This is a genomic window from Hymenobacter sp. UV11, from assembly GCF_004684095.1.
Taxonomy (GTDB): Bacteria; Bacteroidota; Bacteroidia; order Cytophagales; family Hymenobacteraceae; genus Hymenobacter.
Map to the genome: position 1 here is coordinate 1 of NZ_SRII01000005.1, position 24,848 is coordinate 24,848.

Below are 24,848 nucleotides of genomic sequence, written 5' to 3' on the forward strand. Positions count from 1 at the left end.
GAAAGCGGCGCGTGATGATGACTATCTCCGACAACTGCTCTGCCAATTAGCTCCTCAGTCCCCAGACGCTAACTAACCTTTTGGTGCTTTTGCCCTGCAGTAACGAGCGCGAGCTTGGCAAGTAGCCCCTAAGCACCCTATTTAGCAGAGCGCCATCCCGATGCTATTCAGCCTCCAGGCTGCGCTAGGGCCGCCAACGGCCCAGGCCCAGTAGCACATCCTTCACCAGCGGCGCCCGGTAGGCCCAGTTGCGCAGCTCGGCGCGCACCCGCGCCCCTCCAGAGGGGTAGCCCGTTGCCACGAGCCGCCGAAACTCCTCCAGCTGGCAGGCAGCCGTGAGCTCCAGCCGGGGTAGGCGGCGCGGGTCGCTGGCCGGGGTAGCGGGGCCACCGTGCACCGAATAGCCCGCCTCATAACCCGTCGGGGCCAGCGCGCGCAGCGTGTGGCGGTCGTAGCTGCCGTAGGGAAACGCCACGTAGCGCGGCTCATACCCCAGGTGCTGCGCGATGGCGGCCCGGCTGCTCCGCAGCTCTTTGGCGAGCGCGGCGGGGGGTAGGCCGGCCAGCGCCCGGTGGCTGGCGCCGTGCGCCTCAATGGCCCAGCTCGCGGCTTGCATTTCCCGCAGCTCGGGCCAGTTCAGGGGGCGGTCGCCGGCCGGGGCCGACTGGGCAAACTCGCCCTGGCTGGCGTAGCTGGGCTCGCCCACCGCGTCGGTCGTCAGGAAGAGGGTAGCGGGAAAGCCGTAGCGCTGCAAGATGGGCCGGGCCTGGTCGTATAGCGAGTAATACCCGTCGTCGAAGGTAATTGCCACGGCGGGCAGCGCACCGCTGGCAGAGGTACCAGCCAGCATGGCCGGCACCTCCGCCAGCGCCACCACCCGGTGCCCGGAGGCCGCCAGCCAAGCCATTTGCTCGGCAAAGCGGGCTGCCTCCACGTGCACATCGGCCATATACGGCTCGTGCCGCCCAACCAGCGCGTGGTACATTAAAACATGGACTTGCGGATGCGGCATGGGTGCAAGCTACGGGAATAGCGCGGGCGAGCTAGCGCGTAGCCTTCCACTCTTTTTCTTTATGACCAGTCAAAACCAAGGCAACCGATTTAGCTACCCCCACTACCAAGCGCGCGCCCGATAGCATGGCCCAGAAGTGCCGGGGCGCGGCGCCAATCAGGCGCAGGCCCAGGGCTCCGTAGCTCAGCAAGGCCACCGCTAAGGCCGCCCAGAGCCAGGCGCCTACCAGCGACCACGCATCTGATGCCCAGGCCATTACTCCAAACAGCACGGTTGCCAGCAATAGTACCGAGCGGGGCGGCTGCAGCAGGTCAAAAGCGAAATCGAGCTGCGAGAGGTTACCGCGCCGTAGGGCCTGCCACAGCGTGGGGAGGCCGTGGGCCCGTGCCGAGGCAAGGTGGCCCGAAATCCAGCGTCGCCGCTGCTTGCGAAACGCGGCTCCGTCGCCCACCGTCTGGTAACTTAGGCTGGCGGCCGGGCAGTACATAACCGGTACTTGGTGCTTGGCAAAGTAGGCCTTCCACTCCTTGTCCTCGGCCAGCGACGATACGGGCAGGGCCATCAGCTGGGCAAATAGCTCCTCGCGCATGCAGCACCCCAGCCCGCAAATGAAGGCTTCCAGATTGAGCAGGCGGCGCGTGCCCGACATCACTTGCTGGCGCATCGCCTCGGCGGCGGCGTCAAGCACCGTCACGTCCGACTCGAACGCGTTGCCGACCCGGCGGCTGGCCTGCAGCACCGGGGCCGCGCCCGGCTGGGCAAACTGCCGGTCGAGCTCGGTTAAAAAGTGCGGGTCGAGCTGGCAATCGGCATCGAGCACGCACACAACGGCGGCCGAAAACGGGGCCACTAGCCCAAGCTGCTCGGCCGCGTAGTGCAGCGCCTGCGACTTATCGGAGGGGTAGGCAGTATGGCGCTCCAGGCACTCGGCGCCGGCCTGGCGGGCTAGCTGCGCCGTGCGGTCTGTGCAGTTATCGGCCACTACTACCGTCCGAAATCTATCGGCTGGGTAGCTAAGCCGGTGAATGCTGGACAGAAGTGCCGGCAATAGGACTTCTTCGTTGTGAGCGGGTATAAGTAGAATAAAGTCTGTTTGGGCAGCGGCGGGTGGCTGATTACGAAAAAGCTGATTTATACGCCGGGAAAAAAGCAGGTAAAGCAGCATAGGTGCAAAAACATAGGCGCAGAATAACAGCACATACGCCTGTGCTGCATACATAAATCCTCTTATTAGCTGGCTAAGAAGCTCGAGATTAAATAGGTATAGGTCAGACATAATGCTTCTTTAGTACGAAGTTGCCAAAAAGGATTGTGGTTGACACACTGACCTGACTGCAATTACGAATATTTTGGCCAACAGGCCTACCTTCTCGTTTAAGTCCATTTTCAGATTTTAGGGGGTTAAGTGCGGGTTTTAAACATTTTACTAAATCCTCATCTTAGCAGAGCTACAAGTGTGGTGCCAGGAATAAAGGATTTGTGCTATAAATTCCGCTTTGATTTTACTTATTCCGTTTTTTTGCACAAATTCTTGAATCCGCCCTTTTTTTTCTTTTCCACGTCCTACTGTATGCAAACTGCTACTCCCCGACCCTTAGCCCCTACCCCCCCCCCCTTTACCGAACGACGTTACCTGCTCACTTTTTGCTTCGTAGTGTCGCTGTTTATGCTCTGGGGCCTGGGCGTAACGATGGCCGACGTGCTCAACAAGCACTTTCAGGAAGTGCTGCATATTAGCAAGGCTAACTCGGCCTACGTGCAGGCCGCCACGTTTGGGGCGTACTTTATAATGGGCCTGCCCGCTGGCTGGTTTATGAAGCGCTTCGGCTACCAGAAAGGCGTTATCCTGGGCTTGGGCCTGTATGCCACCGGGGCGTTTCTGATGATACCGGCCGCCAACGCGGCTTCATTTGCGCTCCTGCTCGCGGCTTTGTTTGTGCTGGCCTGCGGCCTGGGCACGCTCGAAGCCGTGGCGCACCCGTTTCTGGATGGCCTGGGCGACCCCGCCAGCTCGGACCGGCGCATCACTTTTTCGCACGCCATCAACGGCATTGGGGCGGTGTCGGGGCCGCTCATTGGCGGGTATTTCATTCTGCGGGGCACCCACGCGGCCGGCGACTTATCCTCGATAAAGGTACTCTATACCATTATCGGCACGGTGGTCGGCAGCATTGGGCTGGCCTTCGCCTTCGTGAAAGTACCGCAGCTCAACGCCGAGCACACCCCCGAAACGCGCCTGGGCGCCCCCAACGAAACGCCCACCGACCTGGCGGCCGACAAAAGCCTGTTTCAGCACAAGCATTTTGTGTGGGCCTGCGTGGCCCAGCTCTTCAACACGGCGGCCCAGGGGGGCACCTGGGCCTATTTCATCAATTACGGCACCGACTACATGGCCTTGCAGCCGGGCCCGGCCATCCAGGGCTTCTGGCAGGTGGGCACGCTCCTGAGCCGCACTGTGGGCCTGGTGCCGGGGCTACCCCACCTCGCCAACGACGTAGCGGCTTACTTCTTCTCCTTGAGCCTGGTAGGCATGATGCTGGGCCGCTTTCTGGGCACCTACCTCATGCAGTTTATTGCCCCCAACCGGCTACTGGCCTTCGCCGCGCTGGCCAATATCGGCATGTGCCTTATTGTGGCGCAGCACTGGGGCTGGGTATCGTTTGGGGCGCTTATCGGGCTCAATTTCTTCTTCAGCATCATGTTTCCCACCATCTACAGCCTGGGGCTGAAAGACCTGGGTCGGCACAAGCAGCTGGCCTCGTCTTTTATCGTGATGGGCGTGGTGGGCGCGGCCCTGTTTCCGCGCTTTGTGATGGGGCCGGTGGCCAATACCAGCGTGGCGCATGCCTACTACCTACCCATTATCTGCTACGCGATGGTGTTTCTGTATGGCGCCAAGTTCTACAAAGTGCAGCGCGACTGAGTCGCTTTTTTATCCTTAGGCCGCCTACCCCCGGTTTTGCACTGAAGGGGTATGGAGTAAAGTAAAGGCACTGGGCAAGCCCAGTGCCTTTACTTTGCCCGCATGAAGCAATTCTTGTTGGCCGTACTAGTCACGCTCCCTCTCGCGGCGCTGGGCCAGCGCCCGGCCCCTACCCCCTCCGAAAACCTGGTGCCATACGCCCACCCGCTGGTGGGCACGGCTAAGATGGGCCATACGTACCCCGGCGCCACGGTGCCCTTCGGGGCGGTGCAGCTCTCGCCCGATACCGACACCATCAGCTACGAGCAAAACGGCAAGTATAACCCCGAGATTTATTCGTATTGCGCCGGCTATCGGTACCAAGACCCCACCATCGTGGGCTTCAGCCACACGCACTTCAGCGGCACGGGCCACTCCGACCTGGGCGATTTTCTGGTGATGCCCACCACCGGGCCGCTCCAGCTCAACCCTGGCACCGCCGACCGGCCGCGCAGCGGCTACCGCTCGGCCTACTCGCACGCCACGGAAGTAGCCGAGCCGGCCTACTACAAAGTGCGGCTGGCCGACCACGATATTTTGGCCGAACTCACGGCCACGACCCGCGTGGGCATCCACCAGTACACGTTTCCACAGGCCGCCGAGTCGCACATCATCCTCGACTTGATGGCCGGGATTTACAACTATCCCGACAAGAACGTGTGGACCTTCGTGCGGGTTGAAAACGACTCGCTCGTAACCGGCTACCGCCAAACCAACGGCTGGGGCCGCACCCGCACGGTGTACTTTGCACTCAGCTTTTCGCGGCCGTTCAACACCTACGGCAGCCGCAACTACGATAAAAAAGAGGCCTACCGGGGTTTCTGGGGTCGCTTCGACCAGCAGCATAACTGGCCCGACCTCGCCGCCCACCAGCTGCGCCTGCACTTCGACTTTGGCCCCACCACGGCCGGCGAGCAGGTGAAGCTGAAACTGGCCCTCTCGCCCATGAGCACGGCCGGCGCGCTGGCCAACCTGCGCGCCGAGGCACCCGGCTGGGATTTCGCCGCCTACAAGCGCCAGGGCCAGGGCCAGTGGCAGCAGGAGCTGAGTAAAATCACCATCAGCTCGCCGCGCCGGGTCGATAAGGAGAACTTCTACACGGCCATGTACCACGCCTTCATCGGCACTACCATTTACCAGGACGTGGACGGCCAGTACCGCGGCCTTGACCAGAATACGCACACCGCTAAGGACTTCACCAACTACACCACCTTCTCACTCTGGGATACTTACCGGGCGCTGCACCCGCTCTACAACCTGGTGCAGCCCCGGCGCAACGCCGACATGGCGCAGAGCATGCTGGCCCACTTCGACCAAAGCGCCGAGCACATGCTGCCCGTGTGGAGCCACTACGCCAACGAAAACTGGTGCATGATTGGCTACCACGCGGTGCCCGTACTCTGCGATGCTATCGTGCTCGGCAACGCACCTTTCGACCAAAACCACGCCCTCGACGCCTGCATCACCACCGCCCGCCAGCGCTGGTACGACGGCCTGGGGCTGTATATCGACAAGGGCTACGTGCCCGAGGACAAAAGCGGCGCCTCCGTATCGAAAACGCTGGAATACGCTTTCGACGACTATTGCATTGCGCAGGCCGCCCAGAAGCTGGGCCGCAAGGACATTGAGCAGGAGTTTTGTAAGCGCGCCACCAACTGGCAGAATGTGTACGATGCCCGCATCGGCTTCATGCGCCCGCGCCTGAGCAGCGGCGCGTTTCGCGAGAAATTCGACGTGCTGACCACCTCCGACCCCGCCTACATCGAGGGCAACGCCTGGAACTACAGCCTCTACGTACCCCACGACCCGGCCGGCCTCATCGCCAAAATGGGGGGTAGCAAACGCTTCGTGCCCCACCTCGACTCACTCTTCACGATGACCTTGCCCGACAAGTTTTTCGCCGAAACCGAGGACATCACCCGCGACGGCATCATCGGCAACTACGTGCACGGCAACGAGCCCGCCCACCACGCCGCCTACCTCTACAACTGGACCGACCAGCCCTGGAAAACCCAGCCCCGCATCCGCATGATACTGAATAAGATGTATCACCAGGGCCCCGACGGCCTCGGCGGCAACGACGACTGCGGCCAGATGTCGGCCTGGTACATCTTCTCGGCGCTGGGCTTCTACCCCGTCGCCCCCACCTCGGGCGAGTACGCGCTCGGTAGCCCCGCCGTGCACGGCGCCGTGCTACAAGTGGGCAACGGCAAAACCTTCACCGTCAGCGTTAAAAACCAGAATGATAAAAACGTGTACGTGCAGTCGGCCCGCCTCAACGGCAAGCTACTGACGCGGCCGTTTTTGCCGGTGAATGAGGTGCGCCAGGGCGGCACGCTGGAGTTTGTGATGGGGGGTAGGCCGGCACGGAAGTGAGCTACGTTGGTGCCACTATCTACTATTTCAAATGCAGGTACTTCAACTTCTATTCTCAATCATTATGCAAGAGTACACTTCAGTAGAAGACCAAGTTTTTTACGGCTTGGACAGTATTGACCCAGACCAAAAAGTCGAAATTAGCTTACGAGATTTAGTTTTTATAACCAAATCGATATCCGAGTTAAATCAATTCTTTCATCAGCCTATGCACTATCCTTCTTTAGCAGACGTGGAGCAATATATTGGCAACATCAATAGTGGCGCTTATTCCTTGATACATAGAATGAACTATCACATGCTCTGGGATTATCTACCCGCAGATATACGTGATAAAATGGGTTGGGAAACCACCGAGTTAATTAATCCTAACCCGCCTTATTACTACAAGCCGAAAGAGTAAAAACCAAAAAAGCCACGATGTAAAACCATGGCTTTTTCTGCTGGAGCAGGGCTAGTGAGCGTTCGTTCTACTCGCTATCACCAGGCATAGCCGCACCGCCTGGCACCAGACGCATATCGCGCGTGTTTTTCTGCACGGCAATGGCGCCGAACAGACTCAGTAGGAAGGACATGGCATAGAAGCCTTTTTCGCTGAGCGTGAGGGTAGCGTTCCAAAGCCCCACTAGTAGCAGCAGAATGGTCAGCAGCGTGGCAAACCAGGCCAGGCCGTAGTAGAGCCCCGTAACGGGGATTTTCTCCAGCTGGTCGCGCACGGTTTTTTGGAGCGAGATAACGGCAAACAGGCCGAACATCAGCACGGTAAAGTAGTAGCCTTTTTCATTGAGCGCCATCGTGGCGTTCCAGAGGCCTATCAGAAAGCCGCCCATGCCCGCAAGCAGGGCAAACCAGGAGGCGGCAATGAAGGCGGCGGAAGGGCGGGCGGCAGTAACGGGAGCAGGTGACATGGTTGATGAGGCGTGAAGTATGGGTCAAAAGTAGGAGGTCACCTCACGGAGTTAAAAACTAACTTTTTATTTCATCGGACTTTACAATCGATAAAAAGTCCCCTCGTTTGTACCATGAAACCCTATTAATTAGCGACAAATACGCTAATACTACCTGACATTAGCAAAGCCCTGTTGTAGCTGGTATGACAACCAACCGCAACAGGGCTTATAGCTCGGACAGCCTGCGTTACTTAGCTACCAAATGCAGCTTGCTTATTTTTATTGCGCTTGTAGAGGTAGGCGGCGCCGGCCGCTAGCAGCGCGCCGCTCAGCACTTTGTGCTTGGACGTGAAGCCGCCGGTGGTGCCGTCGTCGTTGGTTTTGCCGCGGAACAGGCTGGCTAGCATGCCGCCCAGGGTGCCGCTTGGTTGGTTATCGCTCATGAGTGAAATCAGGTTAAAGGTGAATGTGGCCTTTTTACGGGGGTAGGGCGGGCAGCGTTTTCTTACCTGCTGCTGAAAAGCGGCGGCAGCTGACGCAAAACACATTCGTTCTGGCAGGCGGCGGCGGGGCTCAGACTTTCACCACCTTTTGCGCCCTACTTTCGCGGCCGCACCTGTTGCGTTTCACTTAAGCTGTCATCATGCGTTTTTCTTCCCTACCCCCCTGGCTGGCGCCGGTGGCGGCCGGCCTGCTGCTGGCCAGCTGCCAGGGCCAGTCTTCTTCCTCCTCCGATACTGCCGCCACTGGCCAGCCCACCGAGGCTGCGCCCACCGACACGGCCAGCGTGCCCACGCCGAATGACGGCATCACATCGGCGTTGCTGGCTCAGCACATCAAGGTGCTGGCCTCGGATGAGTTTGAGGGCCGGCGGCCGTTTACGGCGGGCGAGGACAAAGCGACCACCTACCTGGCCAGCGAGTTTAAGAAGCTGGGGCTGAAGCCGGGCAACGGCAGCAGCTACTTCCAGCCGGTGCCGCTGGTGGAGATTACCGGCCGGCCTGATTCGGTGGCCACCATCGCGGGCCAGGGCAAATCGCTCAGCCTGAAGTACCGCACCGATTTCATGTTCCTGACCGAGCAGGAAAAGCCGACGGTCGAAATCAAGAATTCGCCGCTGGTATTCGCCGGCTACGGCGTGACGGCCCCCGAGTACAAGTGGGACGACTACGCCGGCCTCGACGTGAAGGGCAAGACGGTGGTGGTGCTCATCAACGACCCCGGCAACGCGGGCACCGACACTACGCTGTTTAAGGGCCGGGAAATGACGTACTACGGCCGCTGGATGTACAAGTACGAAGAGGCCGCCCGCCACGGCGCTACCGGCCTGGTCATCATTCATGACACCAAGCCGGCCTCCTACCCCTGGACGGTGGTGCAAAGCAGCAACGGCGGCGCCAAGCTGCACCCCCAAACGCCCGACCACGGCGCCCGCAAAGTAGCCCTTGAAGGCTGGATGACCCTCGACGCGGCCAAACGGATGTTTGAGGCCGCCGGCCAGAACTATGACGCCTTGTATGCCGCCGCCAACAAGCCGGGCTTTAAGGGCAAAGACCTGGGCCTGAACCTGACTACGACGCTGCACAATAAAATCACTTACAAGACTTCCAAGAACGTGGTGGCCGTGCTGCCCGGCACTACCCGGCCCCAGGAATACGTTATTTACTCGGCGCATTGGGACCACCTCGGCATTGGCCCAGCCATTGCGGGCGACTCTATCTACAACGGCGCGCTCGACAACGCCAGCGGCTGCGCGGGCCTGCTGGCCATCGCCACGGCTTTTAAGCAGGCGAAGGAGCAGCCTCAGCGCAGCATCGTATTTCTGGCCGTAACTGGCGAAGAGCAGGGCTTACTGGGCTCGGACTACTACGCGCAGCACCCCATTTTTCCGCTCAAAAACACGGTGGCCGACATCAACATGGATGAGCTGCTAGCCTTTGGGCCGATGCGCGACGTGACGATTACCGGCTACGGGCAGTCGGAGCTGGACGACTACGCCCGCGCCGCCGCCAAGGAGCAGAACCGCTACGTTATCCCCTACCAGCACCCCGAAACGGGCAGCTTCTACCGCTCCGACCACTTCAGCTTTGCGAAGGTGGGCGTGCCTGCGCTCTACGCCAGCGGCTCGTTTGAGAGCCGCCTGCACGGCAAGGCCTTCGCCGAAAAGCAGCGCGAAGACTTCGAGGCCAAGAACTACCACCAGCCCTCCGACCAGTTCGACCCCAAGTGGGACCTGCGCGGCGCCGCCCAGGACGCCCGCCTGCTCTTCCGCATTGGCCAAAAGCTGGCCTCCGAAACCACTTTTCCGCAGTGGAAAGCCGGCTCGGAGTTCCGGGCCGTGCGCCTGAAAAGCCGGCCCCAGTAGGCTGTTTTACTTCATCAAAAAGCCCCCGGCGTATGGATTACGCCGGGGGCTTTTTGCGAGGGGCTACGTGCCTCTGGTGAGCCTATTTCTGCGCAGCTGTCAGCTCTTTGAGCTTCTTATACGTCTGCTTCGACTCGGCGTACTGCTTCTTGATGGCCTCGCGGGCATTGCCTTTAATGGCTTTGCGGCGCAAGGCTTTTTTGTAGGCTTTGAGGGCCCAGCGCTCGCCATATACGTTGGCGGCCAAGATGGCTTTTTCGTCGCGGCCCGACACGGCGGCCTGCGCATCCATCAGCTTGCGGTAGAGCTTGCCTTTGAGGGTAGTGCCGGTTTCGCGCTCGCCCCCTTTTTTGGTCAGGTAGTCGTTCAGGTTGTTGGCAAATTTCTGACTCTGGCCCACCAACTTCTGGTAGTAGCTTTTGAGTTCGGCGTCCTTGGTTTCGGCCACGGCACGCTTGTAGCCTTCGATGCGGTCATTCACGAACAGCAGCAGGCGGTCGAGCGCCACGCGGGCGCGCTTGGCCTTGCCTTTTTTCTTGGGCGCAATAATGTAAGCCAGGCCGGCGGCCAGCAGGGCTCCGCCCACTGCTTTCTGGGTGGTAGTGAGCTTACTATAAGCCTCTGCCGTTTTGGCGCCGGCATCCTTAACGGGGGTAGGCACTTTATCGAGCAGGCTTTTGCTTTTGTCGGCGGCCTCTTGGTAGAGGTCTTTTACTTTGCCGTTGGCATCAACGTACAGGTCTTTCGCCTTGTCGGCGGCATCGGAAATAGATTCGGGTGAGTTCATTGCTTGAAATCGAGTTAAAGAGAAACACGCGTTTTACGGCAAGGCTGCCTAATGTGTTAGGTTATTATTATCTATTACGGCTACTATCCTCCCCTACCCCCCTTTATTGGAGGTAATAGTGCCGGATGCGGTTGAAATGCTCATCCAGCTCGTACACCAGCGGCACGCCGGTTGGGATGTCCAGCTGGGTCACTTCCTCGTCGCTGAGGTGGTCGATGTACTGTACCAGGGCGCGCAGGCTGTTGCCGTGGGCGGCGATTATCACCTTCTGGTTGCGGCGCAGGGCAGGCATTATTTTTTCGGTCCAGAAGGGCATTACCCGCGCCAGCGTCTCGCTCAGGTTTTCGGTTTGGGGCAGCTCGCGGTAGGTGAGGTGCTGGTAGCGCAGGTCGTGGCCCGGAAAGCGGGGGTCTTCGGGCTGCACGGCGGGTGGGTGGGCATGGGGCGAGCGGCGCCACTGCTGCACCTGCTCCTCGCCGTACTTGGCGGCGGTTTCGGCCTTGTTGAGGCCCTGCAAGGCGCCGTAGAAGCGCTCGTTGAGGCGCCACGACTTCTGCACCGGAATCCAGAGCTGGTCCATGTTTTCGAGCGTGATATCCAGCGTTTTGATGGCCCGCTTAAGCACCGACGTAAAGCCGATATCAAAGGTGTAGCCGTGTTGCTGCAAGAGCTGGCCCGCGTGGGCCGCCTGCCGCCTACCCTCATCGGTGAGGTCCACGTCGGTCCAGCCCGTGAAGCGGTTTTCGAGGTTCCACACGCTTTGGCCGTGGCGTAAAAGCACGAGCTTCTCCATAGGTTTTTAGGCAAAAATTAAAAAAGAACGTCATGCTGAGCTTGCCGAAGCATCTCTACCGAACATTCCAAATGGCGTGGTAGAAATGCTTCGGCAAGCTCAGCATGACGTTCTATAATCAAGGTGAAGCAGACCGGCTACTTCACCATAAAGTCGGCTTCGGCTTTGGCCCACATAAGCGCCACCTTGCCCGACTTATCGGCCGTGATGGTGAACTGCTCGACGGGCGCGGCCAGCGTTTTGGGCTTCACCTTCACGCGCAGGGCATCCTCTTTCATCTCGTACTTAAAAGCGCCCCACTGCTTGGCCGTTTTGTTGAACACGATAGTCCACTCGCCCGGGGCCGGAATGGTGAACAGCGCGTAGGTGCCGGCCGCCAGCGGCTGGCCGTTGATTTTCACGGCCTTACTCACCGTGAAAGTGGTGGCTTCGTTGGCACCGGTGCGCCACACCTCGCCATTTGGGGCCAGCGGTGACTTGTCACCAAATGCCGCGCGGCCCTTCAGCGAGGGCTGGCTGTAGTCGATGGTGACCTCGGTGCCATCGACGGTAGTTTTTACCACGGCCGGCGGGCTGGGGCGCTTCGATTTGTCTTCGGGCATTTTGTCCTGGGCCTGGGCCGGGGCGGCGTAGGTGAGCAGGGCAGCGCCGGCAAGCGCGGCGAGGGGTAGGAAACGCATGGTGGGGAAGAAATGAAGGTGAATGGCAGTAAGTTGCGGTAAGCAAGGCGATAAGTAGTAAGCCCGGCAATAAGTTTGGCTCCCTACCCCCTCCTAAAAGGTAAGCGTGGAGAGTTAAGCGTTAACGGGCCCTGGCGGCACCTGCTTAACGCTTAACTCTCCACGCTTACCTTTTAATTAAGACTGAGCGCTAGTTGAGCGTCAGCTTCTGGGTTACGACGCTGCTCCCCGTCACCAGGCGCAGCAGGTAGAGGCCCGAGCTGAGGTTCTGCCGGTCGAGGGTAACGGACTGGATGGCGCCCGCCTGGCCTTCGCCTACAAATAGCTGGCGCACCAGTTGGCCTTCTACATTATAAACGGCCAGGCTTAGCTGGCCCGCCGTGGCAGCCCCAAACTGCACCGTGGTTTGCTGGGTGAAGGGGTTGGGGTAGGCCGCGAGCTGCGTAGCGGGGCTGGCCGTGCGGGACGTGGCCTCGATGCCGGTCAGGCTACCCACGGCGCTGGCCGTGAGGGGCGTGCCAACCAGTGCCGGCGCGGCAACCGGCACGTAGGGCGAGAGGCGCGTACCGGAAAGCGGCGCCTCAGTAACGCCGTTGGGCAGCGTCCAGGCCACCGACACGAAGCCGGGGCCCCAGCTCTGCTTGTGCAGGGCTTCGAGGTAGTATTTCTGGCCGGCTACCAGCGTAATGGCGGCCGACTGCTGGCCGGCGTAGCGGGTGTAGTCATGAATACCCGACAGCCAACCCTGGCAGGTGGCAATGCGCACTTTGTGGGTGGGGTCGGCATCGGGGCTCAGCCACAGCTCGCCGTCGTCGTCGCTGGTGAGCGCGAAGGTGTAGGCGCCACTTAGCGGCACGCACACGTAGCCGCGCACCCGCGCTCCGTAGTTGAAGGCCGTGCCCGTGGCCTCAAACTGCGTGAGCTGGCTGGTGCTGGTGGGGGTAGTAGCCACCGGCACGTTGGTTACCAGCGAGCCGTTCACGTTGTCCCACTGCTCGCGCAGGATGCTGCCCGTGGCCGAGCAGCCGCCGGTGGGCGGCGTTACGGGCGGTACTACCACCACGGGGGGGGTAGTGCCCACGAAGGGCGACAGATGGCTGCCGGCCAGCGGCGCCTCGGTGGTGCCGCCGGGCAGCGTCAGGGCTACCGAGGCGTAGCCGGGGCCCCAGCTTTGCTTGTGCAGCACTTCGAGGTAGTAGCTCTTGCCGGCTACCAGCGTAATGGCAGCCGACTTTTGGTTGGCGTAGCGGGTGTAGTCGTGGATGCCCGACGTCCAGCCGCTGCAGGTGGCGATGCGCACCTTGTGGGTGGGGTCGGTGTCGGGGCTCAGCCACAGCTCGGCATCGTCGTCGCCGGTCAGGGCGAAAGTGTAGGCGCCGCTCTGCGGGGCGCAGAGGTAGCCGCGCACCCGCGCCGCGTAGTTGAAGCCATTGGTGGTGTTGAACTCCAGCTGGGTGAGCTGGCTGGTGCTGGTGGGGGTAGTGGCCACCGGCACGCTGGCCACTGTGGAGCCGCTCACGTTGTCCCACTGCTCGCGCAGGATGGTGCCCGTGGCCGTGCAGGCTACCGGGGCCGCGCTACCGGCCACGAAGAACGAAGGCACCGTGCTCAAGACCACGTTTTGGGCCGCCTGCGTGGTGTTGGTATTCGTGAGCGAGTAGTCCCACTCGTAGCGGTTCACGGTAGCCAGGCTCAAGGCTGCTGGAAACGAGTAGGTGGCCGTCGCCTGCTCCACGTTATCCACCAGGGCCTTGGCCCACAGCACGTAGATATAGGTGCCGGCTTTGTTGAAAGCGGCGCCCTCCACGGCGGTGGGTAGGGCTAGGGCGGCCGTGCGGGCGGGGTCATAAGCGTAGCCGTAGAGCAGCTTGGAGGTGCTCAGGAAAGCCTGGCCGGCCATCGTAAACTTCACGGTGGCGGGCGTGGCCGTGTACAGGTTCTGGTAGATGCCCATCAGGCCCAGCTCGTCGCCGCCCGATACCGACTGCGTGGCGGCCGGCGCATTTACCGCCTCCCCAATGGCGTAGGTGTAGAACTGGGTCACGCCGTTTTTCTGCAGCAGCACCAGGTTTTTGATGTTGAAGTTGCGCTGCTGCTCGTCGGTGCCAATGCGGTCGTCGGAGGTGCGGCGGCTCACGTTCGATTCGGTGAGCACGTAGAGCTTGGCGGGGTGCTTGGTGCCGTCGTAGCCATACTTGGCCAGCACGGCTCCCATCTCATTCTTATACTGAATAACGCGGGTAGCTGCGTAGTCGGAAGTGCGGGTGTAGCGGAAGCCCCCGAGGCTGTTGTCCCAGTAGTGCAGGGCGTAGTTGGGGTAGGCATGGAAACTCAGCACGTCGAAGTACGCGCCCCCGGTGCGGGGGTAGGCCGTGGTTACGGCGCCGGCGGTGGGCTCGTCGGTGTAGCGCAGCAGGGCATCTACGTACTCGGGGTTGCCTACCCCCCCAGTCGAAACGTACGCCTCGGGATGGTATTTTTTCACTATTTCGTAGGTAATGCGCAGCATCCGCACGTAGTGGTAAAAAGGCGCCTGCGTGTTGAGCTGCTCGGCGGGGGTAGGCGCCCGCGTAAGCCAGGCCGAAGCATCGGCCCCGTTGGTGAAGTCGGGCTCATTCACCACTTCCCAGAACCGCACCTGGCTGCCATAAATCTGGAGCAGCTTGTAGACGTAGATGGCGTAGAGGTTATTCGGGTTCACGGTGCCATCGGCGTTCCAGATGGGGTCGTAGAGGTGCCCGAACAGCTTCGACGGCTGCGTGCAGCCGGGGTAGGTAGTGAAGTCGGCGTGCCAGGCGGCGGGCCCGCCAATGAAGCAGGTTATCTCCTTCATCCCCAGCTTATTGACATAAGAGCTGAAGGTAGCCTCCCGGATGTTGTAGCCGAAGTTCTCCACAAACGACTCGGGCAGCGTGGGCCGCAGCGTGTGCACGCCGGCTTTTTGCGCTATGCCGGCCAGGTCGTCGTCGGTCCAGTTTGTGCCGTAGTAGCCACCGTTGGTTCCAAACTGAAAGTTTTCGGTGTAGGGCCGAATAAAGCTATCGGCGGTGGGAACGGGGGTAGGGGTAGTTTGGCCAAGCGCCGCAAAGCTGGGCAGCAATAGCCACAGCCAGGCGCGTTGCCCCAGGAGTCGGAAAAGTTGTTTCATAATGGTGGTAGCATAGTGCGCCTGAAGGGTGGGAAAATGGGGTTCCGTTTATTGCCAGCCAAGAATTTAATGGAATGTAGCGCTGACCTTTTATATCAGAAAGATAGGACTTATTCAGCGGCCAACATGCCAAAAACCATGTTTATTCTAAGAATACTTATTTAGTACCAACGGGTAGTACCCATTTACTAAAAAGTGCAATGACCGTTTTTTCATCTCTTCACCACACAGGCAGCCGGGGGCTTCGGCCGCCGGCCACTCCACCGACCCACCGACCCCACTAGCCAGCTCGCGACTGCCGGCAGCACACGTTATTCGCGGCGTATTTCTCCCCTCCCGCTCCCCCATGCAGGCAGAAGCAACTACTTACTGGACGGCCGTGGCCAACGTGATGCCGGCAAGGCGCTTTGGCCCCGGCGGCGCCGACCGGCGCCCGGCCAGCGTGCATTTCGCGCCGGGCGCCAAGGTCTATATCATCGACTGGTTTCCGGGAACGTGCAACCGGGTTGTCGTGGTGGGCCTGCACCGCAAAACCAAGCGGATGATACAGCTGGTTTTGGCCGTTGAGCTATGGGAGAATTTCAGGAGCCGGGTCTGCTACGTGCCCGCCGTTATCACGCTGATAAAGGCGCATTTTCCGGCCGAGGAGATTCACCGGCTCAACCAGGAATTTGCCGAACAGCTGCGCGACGTGCTGCCCATCTGGAAAGCGGTAGAACTTAAAAGATTCGCCGGCTGACCTGGCTCACAGGTACCCGCGCGCCTTGGTTTCGCCCATGCGTCAGTACACGAGCAGCGAGCTAAACGCGCAGCCCGTCACGTACCAGTAGAACCACTCAGCTACCCCCTGCTCCTTAGCCAGCAGCGCCAGGTACTCGGCCGTACCGCCAAAAATGGCCGCCGTGAGCGCGTAGGGTAGCCCTACCCTACCCCCAGCGCCCGGCTGTGCGTCGGAAACAGCTTAGCCTTCACGATGGCCGAGGTGCCGTACTCGCCATTCACGCTGATGCCCTGCAGCAGCCGCGCCGGCGCGCCCAGCCCGATGGTGGCGTAGCCCGGCATCCGGCCACCTTTTGCTCACAGCACCCTTCTCGCAGCCTCGCTAAGCTTCCAGGGCAAACAACTCCGTGAGCATAGCCACGAGTTGGTCGGCTTCTCCGCGCTGGCAGGCGGCTTTAAGCTGGAGCACGGGCAGCTTGAGAAACTTCTGCGTGAGCGCGCTGGTCACGGCATCCATGCGGCGGGCTTCGTCAGCGCTCATCTGTTTCTGAAACCGGCCTACCTCCTGCTGCCGCATTTGTTCCAGCGTGCTCTTCAGCTTCTGAATGAGGGGCGACACCTGCAATTCCCGGCTCCACTCGTGCAAGCCTGCCAGGCCTTCGGCGATGATGGCCTGCACCTGCGGCACGGCCGCTTCGCGCCCCGCCAAGGCAGTAGCGGCGTTGCGCTGAATGGCGTCCAGGTTGTACACCAGCACGCCCGGCACGCTTTCGGCGGCCGGGTCTACGCTACGCGGCACCGAGAGGTCGATAAAGAATTTGGGGGTCAGAATATCCAGCCCCGCGAGCAGCTCGCGGGTGAAAAGTGGGCACGGCGCCGCCACGGCGGAGATGATGACATCGGCGGTTTGCAAGCCCCGCGCCAGCTCCGCGAAGGGCAATACCGGCAGGCCGCATTCGGCGGCCAGGGCCTCGGCCGGGCCCGGCGTGCGGTTGCAGAGCACGACGTCGGCAAAGCGCTTGCTTTTAGCAAAATAGCGCCCGACATCGGCCCCCATCTCCCCAAGCCCCACCAGCAGCACGCGCGGCCGGGCTACGGCGGCGGTCAGGGCCTCCACCAGCGCCAGCGTGGCCGAAGCGGTAGACGCGGCCCCGTCGTGGAAGGCCGTCTCTTGCTGTACGCGCTTGTGGGCCGCAAAAATGGTGTGCAATAGCCGGTGCAAAAACGGTCCGGCGGCACCAGTATCGGCCGAGCGCTGGTAGGCGATTTTCACCTGGTTGCCAATCTGCGCGTCGCCAACTACCTGCGCATCAAGGCCCAGCGCAACGTCAAACAAATGCCGCGCGGCGGCCGTGGCGGAGCCGTACGTGGTAAAATAGGCCGCAAAATCTGCCGCGCTCCCCAAGCCGCGCGCTTGCCCCACTGCCGTGATAATGGCGGCGCGCTGGTCGTGCGCGGCGCAGTAATACACTTCCGTGCGGTTGCAGGTGCCGAGCACTAGTACGTCGGTAAGCCCCAACGTGTGCTGCAACACGTGCAACAGCTGGTCGCAGGCAGCCCCATCCAGCGCAAGCTGCTCGCGAATGGCAAGGGGGGCATTTTTATAGGAAAGGCTTACAGCCTTAAAGGGATGAGTCATGGTAACCGGCTGAGCCTGAAGCTAGCAACCCGGGCGGAAGGCGCTTGCAGCCCCAAATTTCCGCGCAAAAGCCGGCCAAACGCATGAGGAGCGTCAAGCGTTCGGTTGATTGTTGGTAAGCAGCGGATTCTGCTACCTGGCGCGGCCCCCAAGTCCGGTAGCTCCGGTCCGACGGCGCAGCCGTCCGACCGGTTACCGTGTGTGCCGCGTGGGCCGGTCGTTCAGCCATCGTTCACGCGACAACCGGTCGGACGGCTGCGCCGTCGGACCGGAGCTACCGTACCGGTTACCAGTTGCTGCGGCGCAGCTTATTAGGTTGTAAAACTTTGATAAACTTGGGCGTTAGCTCAATGCTCTCATCCTGGCGGAACTCGCTCAAAATACGGCTCAGCGACTCGGGCGTAGTACCGATGAGAGCAGCCATATCCTCGCGGGCCAGCTGGATGAGCGGGTCGGCCGGGGATAAGAGGAGCTGCTGCGCATGTAGGTGCAAAAGACTGTCGGCCACGCGCTTGCGCAGTGAGCCGTAGGCCAGGTCAAGCAGCTGCGCATCTTGCTGGTCGGCCCGGTTGGCCAGCATACGCACAAACTGCTGGCTCACCTCGGGGTTGCGCAGCAGCAGCTGGGTAAAGTCGTCGGCCGGGATATAAAGCAGCGTCGCATCTTCGAGGGCCACGGCCGCGTCGTGGTGGGGCGAGCCGGCCAGCAGGGCGCGGTAGCCAAAAAACTCGCCGGCGGCGCAAATGCCCGTTATCAGCTCCTTGCCGGCGGCGGTGGTTTTGCTGATTTTGACCCGGCCGGCCTGCACGAAGTAGAGGCGGATGGCCTCGTCGCCTTCGGCATAAATAAGCTGCTTGCGGGGCACGGCGTGGGGCCGGCGGTCGGCCGAGAGGCTGGCCAGGCTGCCCGTTTGCTGGGCATCGGCCAGGAATTCGGGCAAGCCGTTGGCGCGCAAGTCGTAGGCGGGTTTCAGGTGCTGGAAGCGGCTGAGGCGGCCGCTCACGGCGCTCAGTAAGTCGCTCTTTTCGAAGGGCTTGGTGAGGTAGTCATCGGCCCCTAGCTCCATGCCGCGGCGCAGGTCAGCGCGCTCGGTTTTGGCGGTGAGGAAGATGAACGGCACGCCGGCCAGGCGCGGGTTCTGGTTGAAAATGTGCAGCACGCCGTAGCCGTCGAGCACGGGCATCATGATGTCGCACAGCACCAGGTCGGGGCGCTCGGCCAGGGCCTGGGTCACGCCGGCCTGGCCGTCGGCGGCCGTGCGCACAGTGTAGCCGGTGAGCTCCAGAATCTCGGCGGTGTTTTCGCGGATGAAGTCGTTGTCCTCAATCAGCAGAATGGTTTTCATACGGAACAGTAATGGTGACGGTAGTACCCTGGCCCAATGCGCTTTGCAGGGCAATGTGGCCGTGCAGCAGCTCCAGGTAGCGGGCAATAATGTAGAGGCCTAGGCCGGTACCGGGCACGTTGGTGACGTTGCGGGCCCGAAAAAACCGCTCGAACAGGTGGGCTTGGTCTTCCTCCGAAATCCCTACCCCCTGGTCGGCCACGGTGAGCGTGAGCGCGCCCGCCTGGCAGGCGGCGGCCACCGCCACCACCGTGTTTTCGCCCGAGTACTTGAGGGCGTTGGACAGTAAATTAACCAGGATTTTACGCAGCAGCGAGGGGTCGAGCCAAATGGGCTCTGGGCAATCGGTGGTTTGCTCGATGCGCTGGCCGGGCTTGCGCAGGCCCTGCACGTCGGCCACCACGTCGCGCAGGAGCGCGGGCAGGTCGAGACGGGCCGGGTGGGCCTCAATTTTACCCTCTTCGATGCGGCCCACCGATAGAAATTCCTCCAGAATATCGTTCAGGTGCTTCACCGACGTGCGGATGCGCTCGATGTGGCGCAGGCGCTTGGGTTGCTGCTCGGTGGCCGGGTATTCTTCGATGAGCGCGGCCGAGGTGAGCACGGCCGTGAGCGGCGTGCGAAACTCGTGCGAGGCCATGCTCACGAAGCGCGACTTGAGCTCGCCCAGCTCGCGCTCAGCGGCTAGGGCCTTGGCCAGCTCGTTTTTGCGCAGCTGGAGCTGCTCCAGGGTGTTCATGAGCGCATGGGTGCGCTCGGTCACGCGCTGCTCCAGGTCGGCGTTGAGGGCGGCCACGCGCTGGCTGCCGGCAATGAGCTGCTGCTCAAACTCTTTCTTGTAGGTAATGTCGAGGATGTACGACACGGCGTACAGCTCCTCATCGAGGTGGAAGTAGCTCAGGCTGACCTCGACCGGGAACACCGAGCCGTCGTGGCGCAGGCCGTGGAGCTCGCCGCTGTGGCCGCCCATGGTGCGCACCTGGGGGCGGGCCGTGAACGACTCGCGCAGCTTTTCGTGGCGGCGGCCGGCCGCCTGGGGCACCAGCAACTCAATGAGCTGGCCTTCGAGCGCATCGGCCGCGTAGCCAAATAGCTGGTGGGCCAGCTGGTTGGCCGACACGATGCGGCCCCGCTCGTCGCACACCACAATGCCGATGGTGGCATGCGTAAACACGGCCTCGAAGCGCCGCACGCTCTGGGCCAGCTCCCGCTCGGCCTGCTGCAAGCGCCCCTGCTCGCTGAGGCGAACCAGCAGGTAGTCAGCGCCTTTCACCTGAAAAGCCGTGAGTTCGATGCGCCCCCAGAACGACGGGCCCTGGCGCCGGCCCACCTCGGCCTCCAGGGCCTGGGGCCCCACGCGCCGGGCCAGCTTGCGCAGGTGGGCCCAGCGGGCGGGCGACACGGTGGGGGTAGGCAACACCCGCGCGGGGTCGGCCAAAAAGGCCTCCTCGGAGGGGTAGCCCAGCAGCCGCACCCCGGCCGGATTAATCCGCATAAACCAGCCCTCGGCCACGTCGTAGATGCCCACAAAGTCGGGGGCCTGGCTGATGAGCACCTCGGCGGCAGCACTGCTAAAAGGGTCGCTGAGCATAGAAAAAAACGTGATTAAGCTGGTTGCGCCGGTCCGCCGGCGCTAGCCGGCCGACCGGTTGTCGTTGCATAGAGTCGCTGAATAAATAGGTTGCTGAATAACCCAACCTAAGCAACGACAACCGGTCGGCCGGCTAGCGCCGGCGGACCGGGCCAGCCGGCGTAGGGCGTGGGGATTGATGATTATCAAGCGGCGGTCTATCAGGCATCATGGCCGGGCAGGGCGGGCCAAAATACCTTTGCTACCCACTCCGATTTTCAGCCACCCATGTCCTTTGCCCTACCCCCTCCCGACCTGTTGGCGCCTGCCGTGCTGCTGGTGCTGGTGCCGGCCGGCCGGGCCGGCCAGTTGCCTACCCCGGCCCAGCTCGACGACCTCCAGCGCCGGCTGGGCCCCGCCGTGCGAGTGCTACGCCTCGACGACGACGCCCACGCCAGCGTGGTGCGCAGCTTTGCCGTGGCCCAGCTGCCCGCCTGCGTGCTAGTGCGCGAGGGCATCGAGCTGTGGCGGCAACCCGGCTGGCCCGAGAGCGACGCGCTCGTAGCCAGCCTACTGGCGGCGGCGGGTGTGGGATAAGGTATTGACAATGTATGAATTGTGCTTAAAAAGGATGCGCATGGTCCGGTCCGCCGGCGCAAGCCGGCCGACCGGTTGTCGTTGCTTATATTAGCTGTCGTTACTTATTCTGGAGTACCCTTGTGTATATAACTCATTTATTGATAGTTATGTTCATAAATCCAGCCAACGCAAGTCAAACGTCAGCAACGACAACCGGTCGGCCGGCTCGCGCCGGCGGACCGGGGCGGGCGCGCACCGGCGGGTGCGAAAGACAAAATTCGGCTTTCCCCGCGCGCGCAGCCGTGATTAAAAGCAAGCGTTTACCTGATTTTAATCAGGTAAACGCTTCTGTCAATGCTAATCGGCCACGCCCCAACCGCAATCAAGCGCGGGCCTGATGCGCGTCATGGCTCCCGCGCAGCGGCGGCCGGAGCTTTGCGGCCCTACCCCCTTGTGTCCGCCCGTGCCTGCCTTCCTCGAACAAACTGCCACCAATCTGGCCTGCGCCCACTGCGGCGATGCCTGCCCGGCCGAGCCGCTGCGGCTGGCCGAACTGCCGTTTTGCTGCGCCGGCTGCCGCACCGTGTACGAGCTGCTGAATGCCAGCCAGCTCTGCACCTACTACGCCCTGGGCGAGCGGCCAGGGCTGAAAATCAAGGAAGTAGAGCTGCCCGGCCGCTTCGACTACCTGGCTTCGGAGGCCGTGCAGGCGCAGCTGCTCTCGTTTCGCTCGGCCGAGCGGGGCCGCCTCACACTGCACGTGCCCCAGATGCACTGCACCTCCTGCATCTGGCTGCTGGAGCACCTGCCCCGGCTGCACGCCGGCGTGGTGGAGGCGCGGGTGCAGTTTTTGCGTAAGGAAATCACCATCACCTACTTACTGGCCGACATTAGCCTGCCCGAAGTGGTGCAGCTGCTGGCTTCGGTGGGCTACGAGCCGCAGATTACGCTGGCCGAGCTGGGCGCGCAGCCGCACCGCGCCAGCCATACGCTGTATTACCAGCTAGGGCTGGCGGCCTTCGCCTTCGGCAACGTGATGCTGCTGGCCCTGCCCGAGTATTTCTCCTTCGTGGAGGACTTGCAGGCCGGGTTTGGGCGCTTTTTTGGGTACCTGAGCCTGGCGCTGGCGCTGCCAGTGCTGCTATACAGTGCCCGCGGGTTTTTCCGCTCGGCCGGGCAAGGGCTGCGGCAGCGCCACATCAACCTCGATTTTCCCATTAGCCTGGGGCTGGCTTCGCTGTTCAGCGTCAGCACGTTTGAGGTATTGTCGGGGCGCGGGGCGGGCTACTTTGACTCGTTTACGGGGCTGGTGTTTTTCATGCTGATTGGCAAGTGGGTGCAGCAGCGCACCTACGACGCGCTGCGCTTCGACCGCGACTACACGGCCTATTTCCCGGTGGCCGTGACGCGCCTCACGCCGGCCGGCGAGCAGTCCATTTCGGTGCAGGAGCTGGCGGTGGGCCACCGCATCAGGGTGCGGCACCAGGAGGTTATTCCGGCCGATGCCGTGCTGCTGCGCGGCGCGGGGCAAATCGACTACTCGTTCGTATCGGGCGAGAGCACCCCGGTGGCCCGCGCCGCCGGCGACCTAGTATATGCTGGCGGCCGGCAGCTGGGCGGGGCCCTGGAGCTGGAAGTGGTGCGCGGCGTGTCGCAGGGCTACCTCACCCAGCTCTGGAACAACCCCGCCTTCACCAAAGACGCCGCCGGCCCCACCCTCGAAACCTACGCCAACCGCGCCGGCCGCTACTTCGTGGCCCTCACGCTGCTGCTGGCCGCCGGCACGCTGGCCTACTGGGGCCCCCGCGACCAGGCCACCATGTGGCGGGCCTTCACGTCGGTGCTGGTCATTGCCTGCCCGTGCGCGCTGTCGCTGGCCACGCCCTTCGCCATGGGCGCAGCGCTGCGGGTGCTGGGCCGCCACAAGCTCTACCTCAAAAACGCCGCCGTCATCGAAGCCCTGGCCCGGGCCGACACGCTGGTATTTGACAAAACCGGCACCCTCACCGACCCTACGCAGTCGGCCGTGCAGTACCACGGCCGGCCGTTGTTACCGCTTGAAAAACAACTTATTGCCACTGCGGCGGCGCAATCTACGCACCCACTCAGCCAGCGCCTGGCCCGCGAGCTGGCTACCGAAGCCCTACCCCTGGCTACCTGCCAGGAGTACTCCGGCCAGGGCCTAAAGGCCACGGCCGCCAGCGGGCAAGCATTGCGGCTAGGATCGGCCGCATTTGTAGGGGCTAGCGCCGGCGGACCGGCGCTAGCCCCCGAAACCAGCGTTTACGTGGCGTTGGACGGAGAACCAGCTGGCCATTTCACCTTCCGCAATGTGTACCGCCCGGCCCTGCCAGCCGTGCTGGCAGCCTTGGGCAAACGCTACCGCCTGGCCGTGCTCTCGGGCGATACCGACGCCGAGGGGCCCCGGCTGCGCGCCCTGCTCGGCCCGGCGGCGGAGCTGCGCTTCGGCCAGTCGCCGGCCGATAAGCTCGCCTACATCGCCGCCGAGCGCGCCCAGGGCCACACCATGGTCATGATAGGCGACGGCCTGAACGACGCCGGGGCCCTGCGCGCCGCCGACGCGGGCATCGCCCTCACCGACACGCTCACCAACTTCTCGCCCGCCTGCGACGCCATTTTGGAGGCCGGTGAGTTGGGGCGGCTGGCCACATTCCTGGGCTTCTCGCGGGCCTGCCTGCGGGCGGTGCTGGCCACATTTGTGCTCTCGCTATGCTACAACGCGGTGGGGCTGACGCTGGCCGTGCAGGGGCATTTCACACCCATCGCGTCGGCCATCCTCATGCCGCTTAGCTCGCTCAGCGTGATGGTGGTGGCCACGCTGCTCGTGCGCTGGGCGGCCCGGCGTTACCATTTATAAAGCTGATTGTATGACTATTATTTTTCTATTGATTGGCCTCAGCCTGCTGGTGGCCCTCGTGTTTCTAGCGGGCTTCCTGTGGGCGGTGCGCAGCGGGCAATACGACGACGCCTACACGCCTTCAGTGCGGATGCTGTTTGACGATGAAGCGCCGACCGAGCCAACCGCTCCGGTCCGCCGGCGCTAGCCGGCCGACCGGTTGTCGTTGCGGGCGTTGTGAAGCTTGGATAGTTGACTGCCGCCCGCAACGACAACCAGGGGCCCGCAACGATAACCGGTCGGCCGGCTGGCTCCGGCGGACCGGCGCTAACGCCAGCCTTTTACGTTTTCGGGGTCGATGGCACGGGCCGATTCAGCTTCGAAGGCGGCATGGTCGAGTGGCAGGTCAAGTAGCTCGCGGGCCAAGTCTTGGTTGCAGAGCGAGCCGGCGCGCTGGCCGACGTAGTCGCGGTAAGAGGAATAAGGCCACGCGGCTAGTTGGGTGACCAGACCGGCACGCAACGGGTTTTGATGCAGGTAATGCAGGCACGTGCGCGGGTAATTCTCGTGCGTTCCCGTCACCAAGCGCATTTTGGTTTTAGGCGCAAAAACGGCCCCCGAGTTGCCCAACTGCTTATTAAGCCCTTGGGAATACGAGCTGAGCGCCGTCGAAATACCCCTGGTGAGCGGCTGCTTGGCGCTACTGGGCGTGTCGCCCGGCTGCGTACCGCCCTGCGTGGCGTAGAGCAGCAGGTGAAAGTGGTTCGGCATCAGGCAGTAAGCTAACAGCTGGCAATGCGGCCGGATATGGGCACGCAGCTTGTGCAAAAAATGCAGGTAGTGGTTGGGCGTAAAGAATAACTGTTGGCCGTTGTTACCCCGGTTGTACACGTGGTAGAGCTGGCCAGCTTCAAAATGCATAGGATAGTGCTGAGTTGCGGGACTCAATAATAGTTATCAAAGTAGCAAATAAGGCGTTGCCCCGGTCCGCCGGCGCAAGCCGGCCGACCGGTTGTCGTTGCTGAGGTTGTTTGGCTTGCGTGGTTGGCCACTGCCCGCAACGACAACCGGTCGGCCGGCTTGCGCCGGCGGAGCGGGGCGCGGTTGATACGAATCAAGCGGGGG

The 24,848-nt window shown here is 62.1% G+C and carries 21 protein-coding genes; 8 read left to right on the plus strand and 13 right to left on the minus strand.

The genetic code is table 11. The features are described from left to right. Nucleotides 1–184: 184 nt before the first annotated feature. Nucleotides 185–1,012: a polysaccharide deacetylase family protein gene (locus E4631_RS09745; protein ID WP_133659052.1), complete on the minus strand. Its 828-nt coding sequence runs from the start codon at nucleotides 1,010–1,012 to the stop codon at nucleotides 185–187. A gap of 31 nt (nucleotides 1,013–1,043) precedes the next feature. Beyond that, nucleotides 1,044–2,288: a glycosyltransferase family 2 protein gene (locus E4631_RS09750; protein WP_133659051.1), complete on the minus strand. Its 1,245-nt coding sequence runs from the start codon at nucleotides 2,286–2,288 to the stop codon at nucleotides 1,044–1,046. A 294-nt stretch (nucleotides 2,289–2,582) separates the two neighbouring features. Between E4631_RS09750 and E4631_RS09755 the strand changes: the two genes are divergently transcribed. The 3 genes from E4631_RS09755 (at nucleotide 2,583) to E4631_RS09765 (ending at nucleotide 6,753) form a co-directional block, all read left to right on the plus strand. Further along, complete coding sequence (locus tag E4631_RS09755) at nucleotides 2,583–3,935, plus strand: MFS transporter (protein WP_133659050.1); 1,353 nt, start codon at nucleotides 2,583–2,585, stop codon at nucleotides 3,933–3,935. A 102-nt stretch (nucleotides 3,936–4,037) separates the two neighbouring features. Continuing rightward, complete coding sequence (locus E4631_RS09760) at nucleotides 4,038–6,350, plus strand: GH92 family glycosyl hydrolase (RefSeq protein ID WP_133659049.1); 2,313 nt, start codon at nucleotides 4,038–4,040, stop codon at nucleotides 6,348–6,350. A 64-nt stretch (nucleotides 6,351–6,414) separates the two neighbouring features. Next, on the plus strand, nucleotides 6,415–6,753 hold the full coding sequence (locus tag E4631_RS09765; protein ID WP_133659048.1) for a hypothetical protein: 339 nt from the start codon (nucleotides 6,415–6,417) through the stop codon (nucleotides 6,751–6,753). Nucleotides 6,754–6,820: 67 nt separating this feature from the next. On the opposite strand, the gene yiaA is transcribed toward E4631_RS09765, so the two are convergent. Together yiaA and E4631_RS09775 are read right to left on the minus strand one after the other, a co-directional pair. Further along, nucleotides 6,821–7,258, minus strand: a complete 438-nt coding sequence (gene yiaA / locus E4631_RS09770) for an inner membrane protein YiaA (RefSeq protein ID WP_133659047.1) — start codon at nucleotides 7,256–7,258, stop codon at nucleotides 6,821–6,823. Between the two features lie 233 nt (nucleotides 7,259–7,491). Beyond that, a complete protein-coding gene (locus tag E4631_RS09775; protein WP_133659046.1) occupies nucleotides 7,492–7,683 on the minus strand; it encodes an LPXTG cell wall anchor domain-containing protein in 192 nt (63 codons plus the stop codon). A gap of 200 nt (nucleotides 7,684–7,883) precedes the next feature. Here E4631_RS09775 and E4631_RS09780 point away from each other — a divergent pair, with 200 nt between their 5' ends. Beyond that, the gene (locus E4631_RS09780; protein ID WP_133659045.1) at nucleotides 7,884–9,605 is read left to right on the plus strand and encodes a M28 family metallopeptidase; all 1,722 of its coding nucleotides are present in this window, start codon (nucleotides 7,884–7,886) and stop codon (nucleotides 9,603–9,605) included. 82 nt (nucleotides 9,606–9,687) lie between these two features. Here the strand turns inward: E4631_RS09780 and E4631_RS09785 are convergent, their stop codons facing one another. The 4 genes from E4631_RS09785 to E4631_RS09800 form a co-directional block, all read right to left on the minus strand. Then, complete coding sequence (locus tag E4631_RS09785; protein WP_133659044.1) at nucleotides 9,688–10,392, minus strand: PA2169 family four-helix-bundle protein; 705 nt, start codon at nucleotides 10,390–10,392, stop codon at nucleotides 9,688–9,690. A 103-nt stretch (nucleotides 10,393–10,495) separates the two neighbouring features. Next, the gene (gene gpmA, locus E4631_RS09790; protein ID WP_133659043.1) at nucleotides 10,496–11,185 is read right to left on the minus strand and encodes a 2,3-diphosphoglycerate-dependent phosphoglycerate mutase; all 690 of its coding nucleotides are present in this window, start codon (nucleotides 11,183–11,185) and stop codon (nucleotides 10,496–10,498) included. A 137-nt stretch (nucleotides 11,186–11,322) separates the two neighbouring features. After that, nucleotides 11,323–11,865: a DUF2911 domain-containing protein gene (locus E4631_RS09795; protein ID WP_133659042.1), complete on the minus strand. Its 543-nt coding sequence runs from the start codon at nucleotides 11,863–11,865 to the stop codon at nucleotides 11,323–11,325. 190 nt (nucleotides 11,866–12,055) lie between these two features. Further along, entirely contained in the window at nucleotides 12,056–15,013 is a 2,958-nt protein-coding gene (locus tag E4631_RS09800) for a PA14 domain-containing protein (RefSeq protein WP_133659041.1), read from the minus strand. 346 nt (nucleotides 15,014–15,359) lie between these two features. Between E4631_RS09800 and E4631_RS09805 the strand changes: the two genes are divergently transcribed. Then, nucleotides 15,360–15,752: a hypothetical protein gene (locus tag E4631_RS09805; RefSeq protein ID WP_133659040.1), complete on the plus strand. Its 393-nt coding sequence runs from the start codon at nucleotides 15,360–15,362 to the stop codon at nucleotides 15,750–15,752. 182 nt (nucleotides 15,753–15,934) lie between these two features. On the opposite strand, the gene E4631_RS26255 is transcribed toward E4631_RS09805, so the two are convergent. The 4 genes from E4631_RS26255 to E4631_RS09825 form a co-directional block, all read right to left on the minus strand. After that, nucleotides 15,935–16,075: a hypothetical protein gene (locus E4631_RS26255; RefSeq protein WP_174805471.1), complete on the minus strand. Its 141-nt coding sequence runs from the start codon at nucleotides 16,073–16,075 to the stop codon at nucleotides 15,935–15,937. 40 nt (nucleotides 16,076–16,115) lie between these two features. Beyond that, a complete protein-coding gene (gene hemA / locus E4631_RS09815; RefSeq protein ID WP_133659039.1) occupies nucleotides 16,116–17,372 on the minus strand; it encodes a glutamyl-tRNA reductase in 1,257 nt (418 codons plus the stop codon). Nucleotides 17,373–17,658: 286 nt separating this feature from the next. Next, the gene (locus E4631_RS09820; protein WP_133659038.1) at nucleotides 17,659–18,717 is read right to left on the minus strand and encodes a response regulator; all 1,059 of its coding nucleotides are present in this window, start codon (nucleotides 18,715–18,717) and stop codon (nucleotides 17,659–17,661) included. Beyond that, on the minus strand, nucleotides 18,695–20,308 hold the full coding sequence (locus E4631_RS09825) for a PAS domain-containing sensor histidine kinase (protein WP_133659037.1): 1,614 nt from the start codon (nucleotides 20,306–20,308) through the stop codon (nucleotides 18,695–18,697). Before E4631_RS09825 ends, E4631_RS09820 begins: the two co-directional genes overlap by 23 nt. A 267-nt stretch (nucleotides 20,309–20,575) precedes the next feature. Between E4631_RS09825 and E4631_RS09830 the strand changes: the two genes are divergently transcribed. From E4631_RS09830 to ccoS, 3 genes are all read left to right on the plus strand, one after another. Then, nucleotides 20,576–20,884, plus strand: a complete 309-nt coding sequence (locus tag E4631_RS09830) for a thioredoxin (RefSeq protein ID WP_133659036.1) — start codon at nucleotides 20,576–20,578, stop codon at nucleotides 20,882–20,884. A gap of 445 nt (nucleotides 20,885–21,329) precedes the next feature. Further along, on the plus strand, nucleotides 21,330–23,744 hold the full coding sequence (locus tag E4631_RS09835) for a heavy metal translocating P-type ATPase metal-binding domain-containing protein (protein ID WP_133659035.1): 2,415 nt from the start codon (nucleotides 21,330–21,332) through the stop codon (nucleotides 23,742–23,744). Nucleotides 23,745–23,754: 10 nt separating this feature from the next. Further along, complete coding sequence (gene ccoS / locus E4631_RS09840) at nucleotides 23,755–23,931, plus strand: cbb3-type cytochrome oxidase assembly protein CcoS (RefSeq protein WP_133659034.1); 177 nt, start codon at nucleotides 23,755–23,757, stop codon at nucleotides 23,929–23,931. A gap of 119 nt (nucleotides 23,932–24,050) precedes the next feature. Here ccoS and E4631_RS09845 read toward each other — a convergent pair whose 3' ends face one another. Next, nucleotides 24,051–24,644: a transposase gene (locus tag E4631_RS09845; RefSeq protein WP_133659033.1), complete on the minus strand. Its 594-nt coding sequence runs from the start codon at nucleotides 24,642–24,644 to the stop codon at nucleotides 24,051–24,053. Between the last annotated feature and the right edge of the window lie 204 nt (nucleotides 24,645–24,848).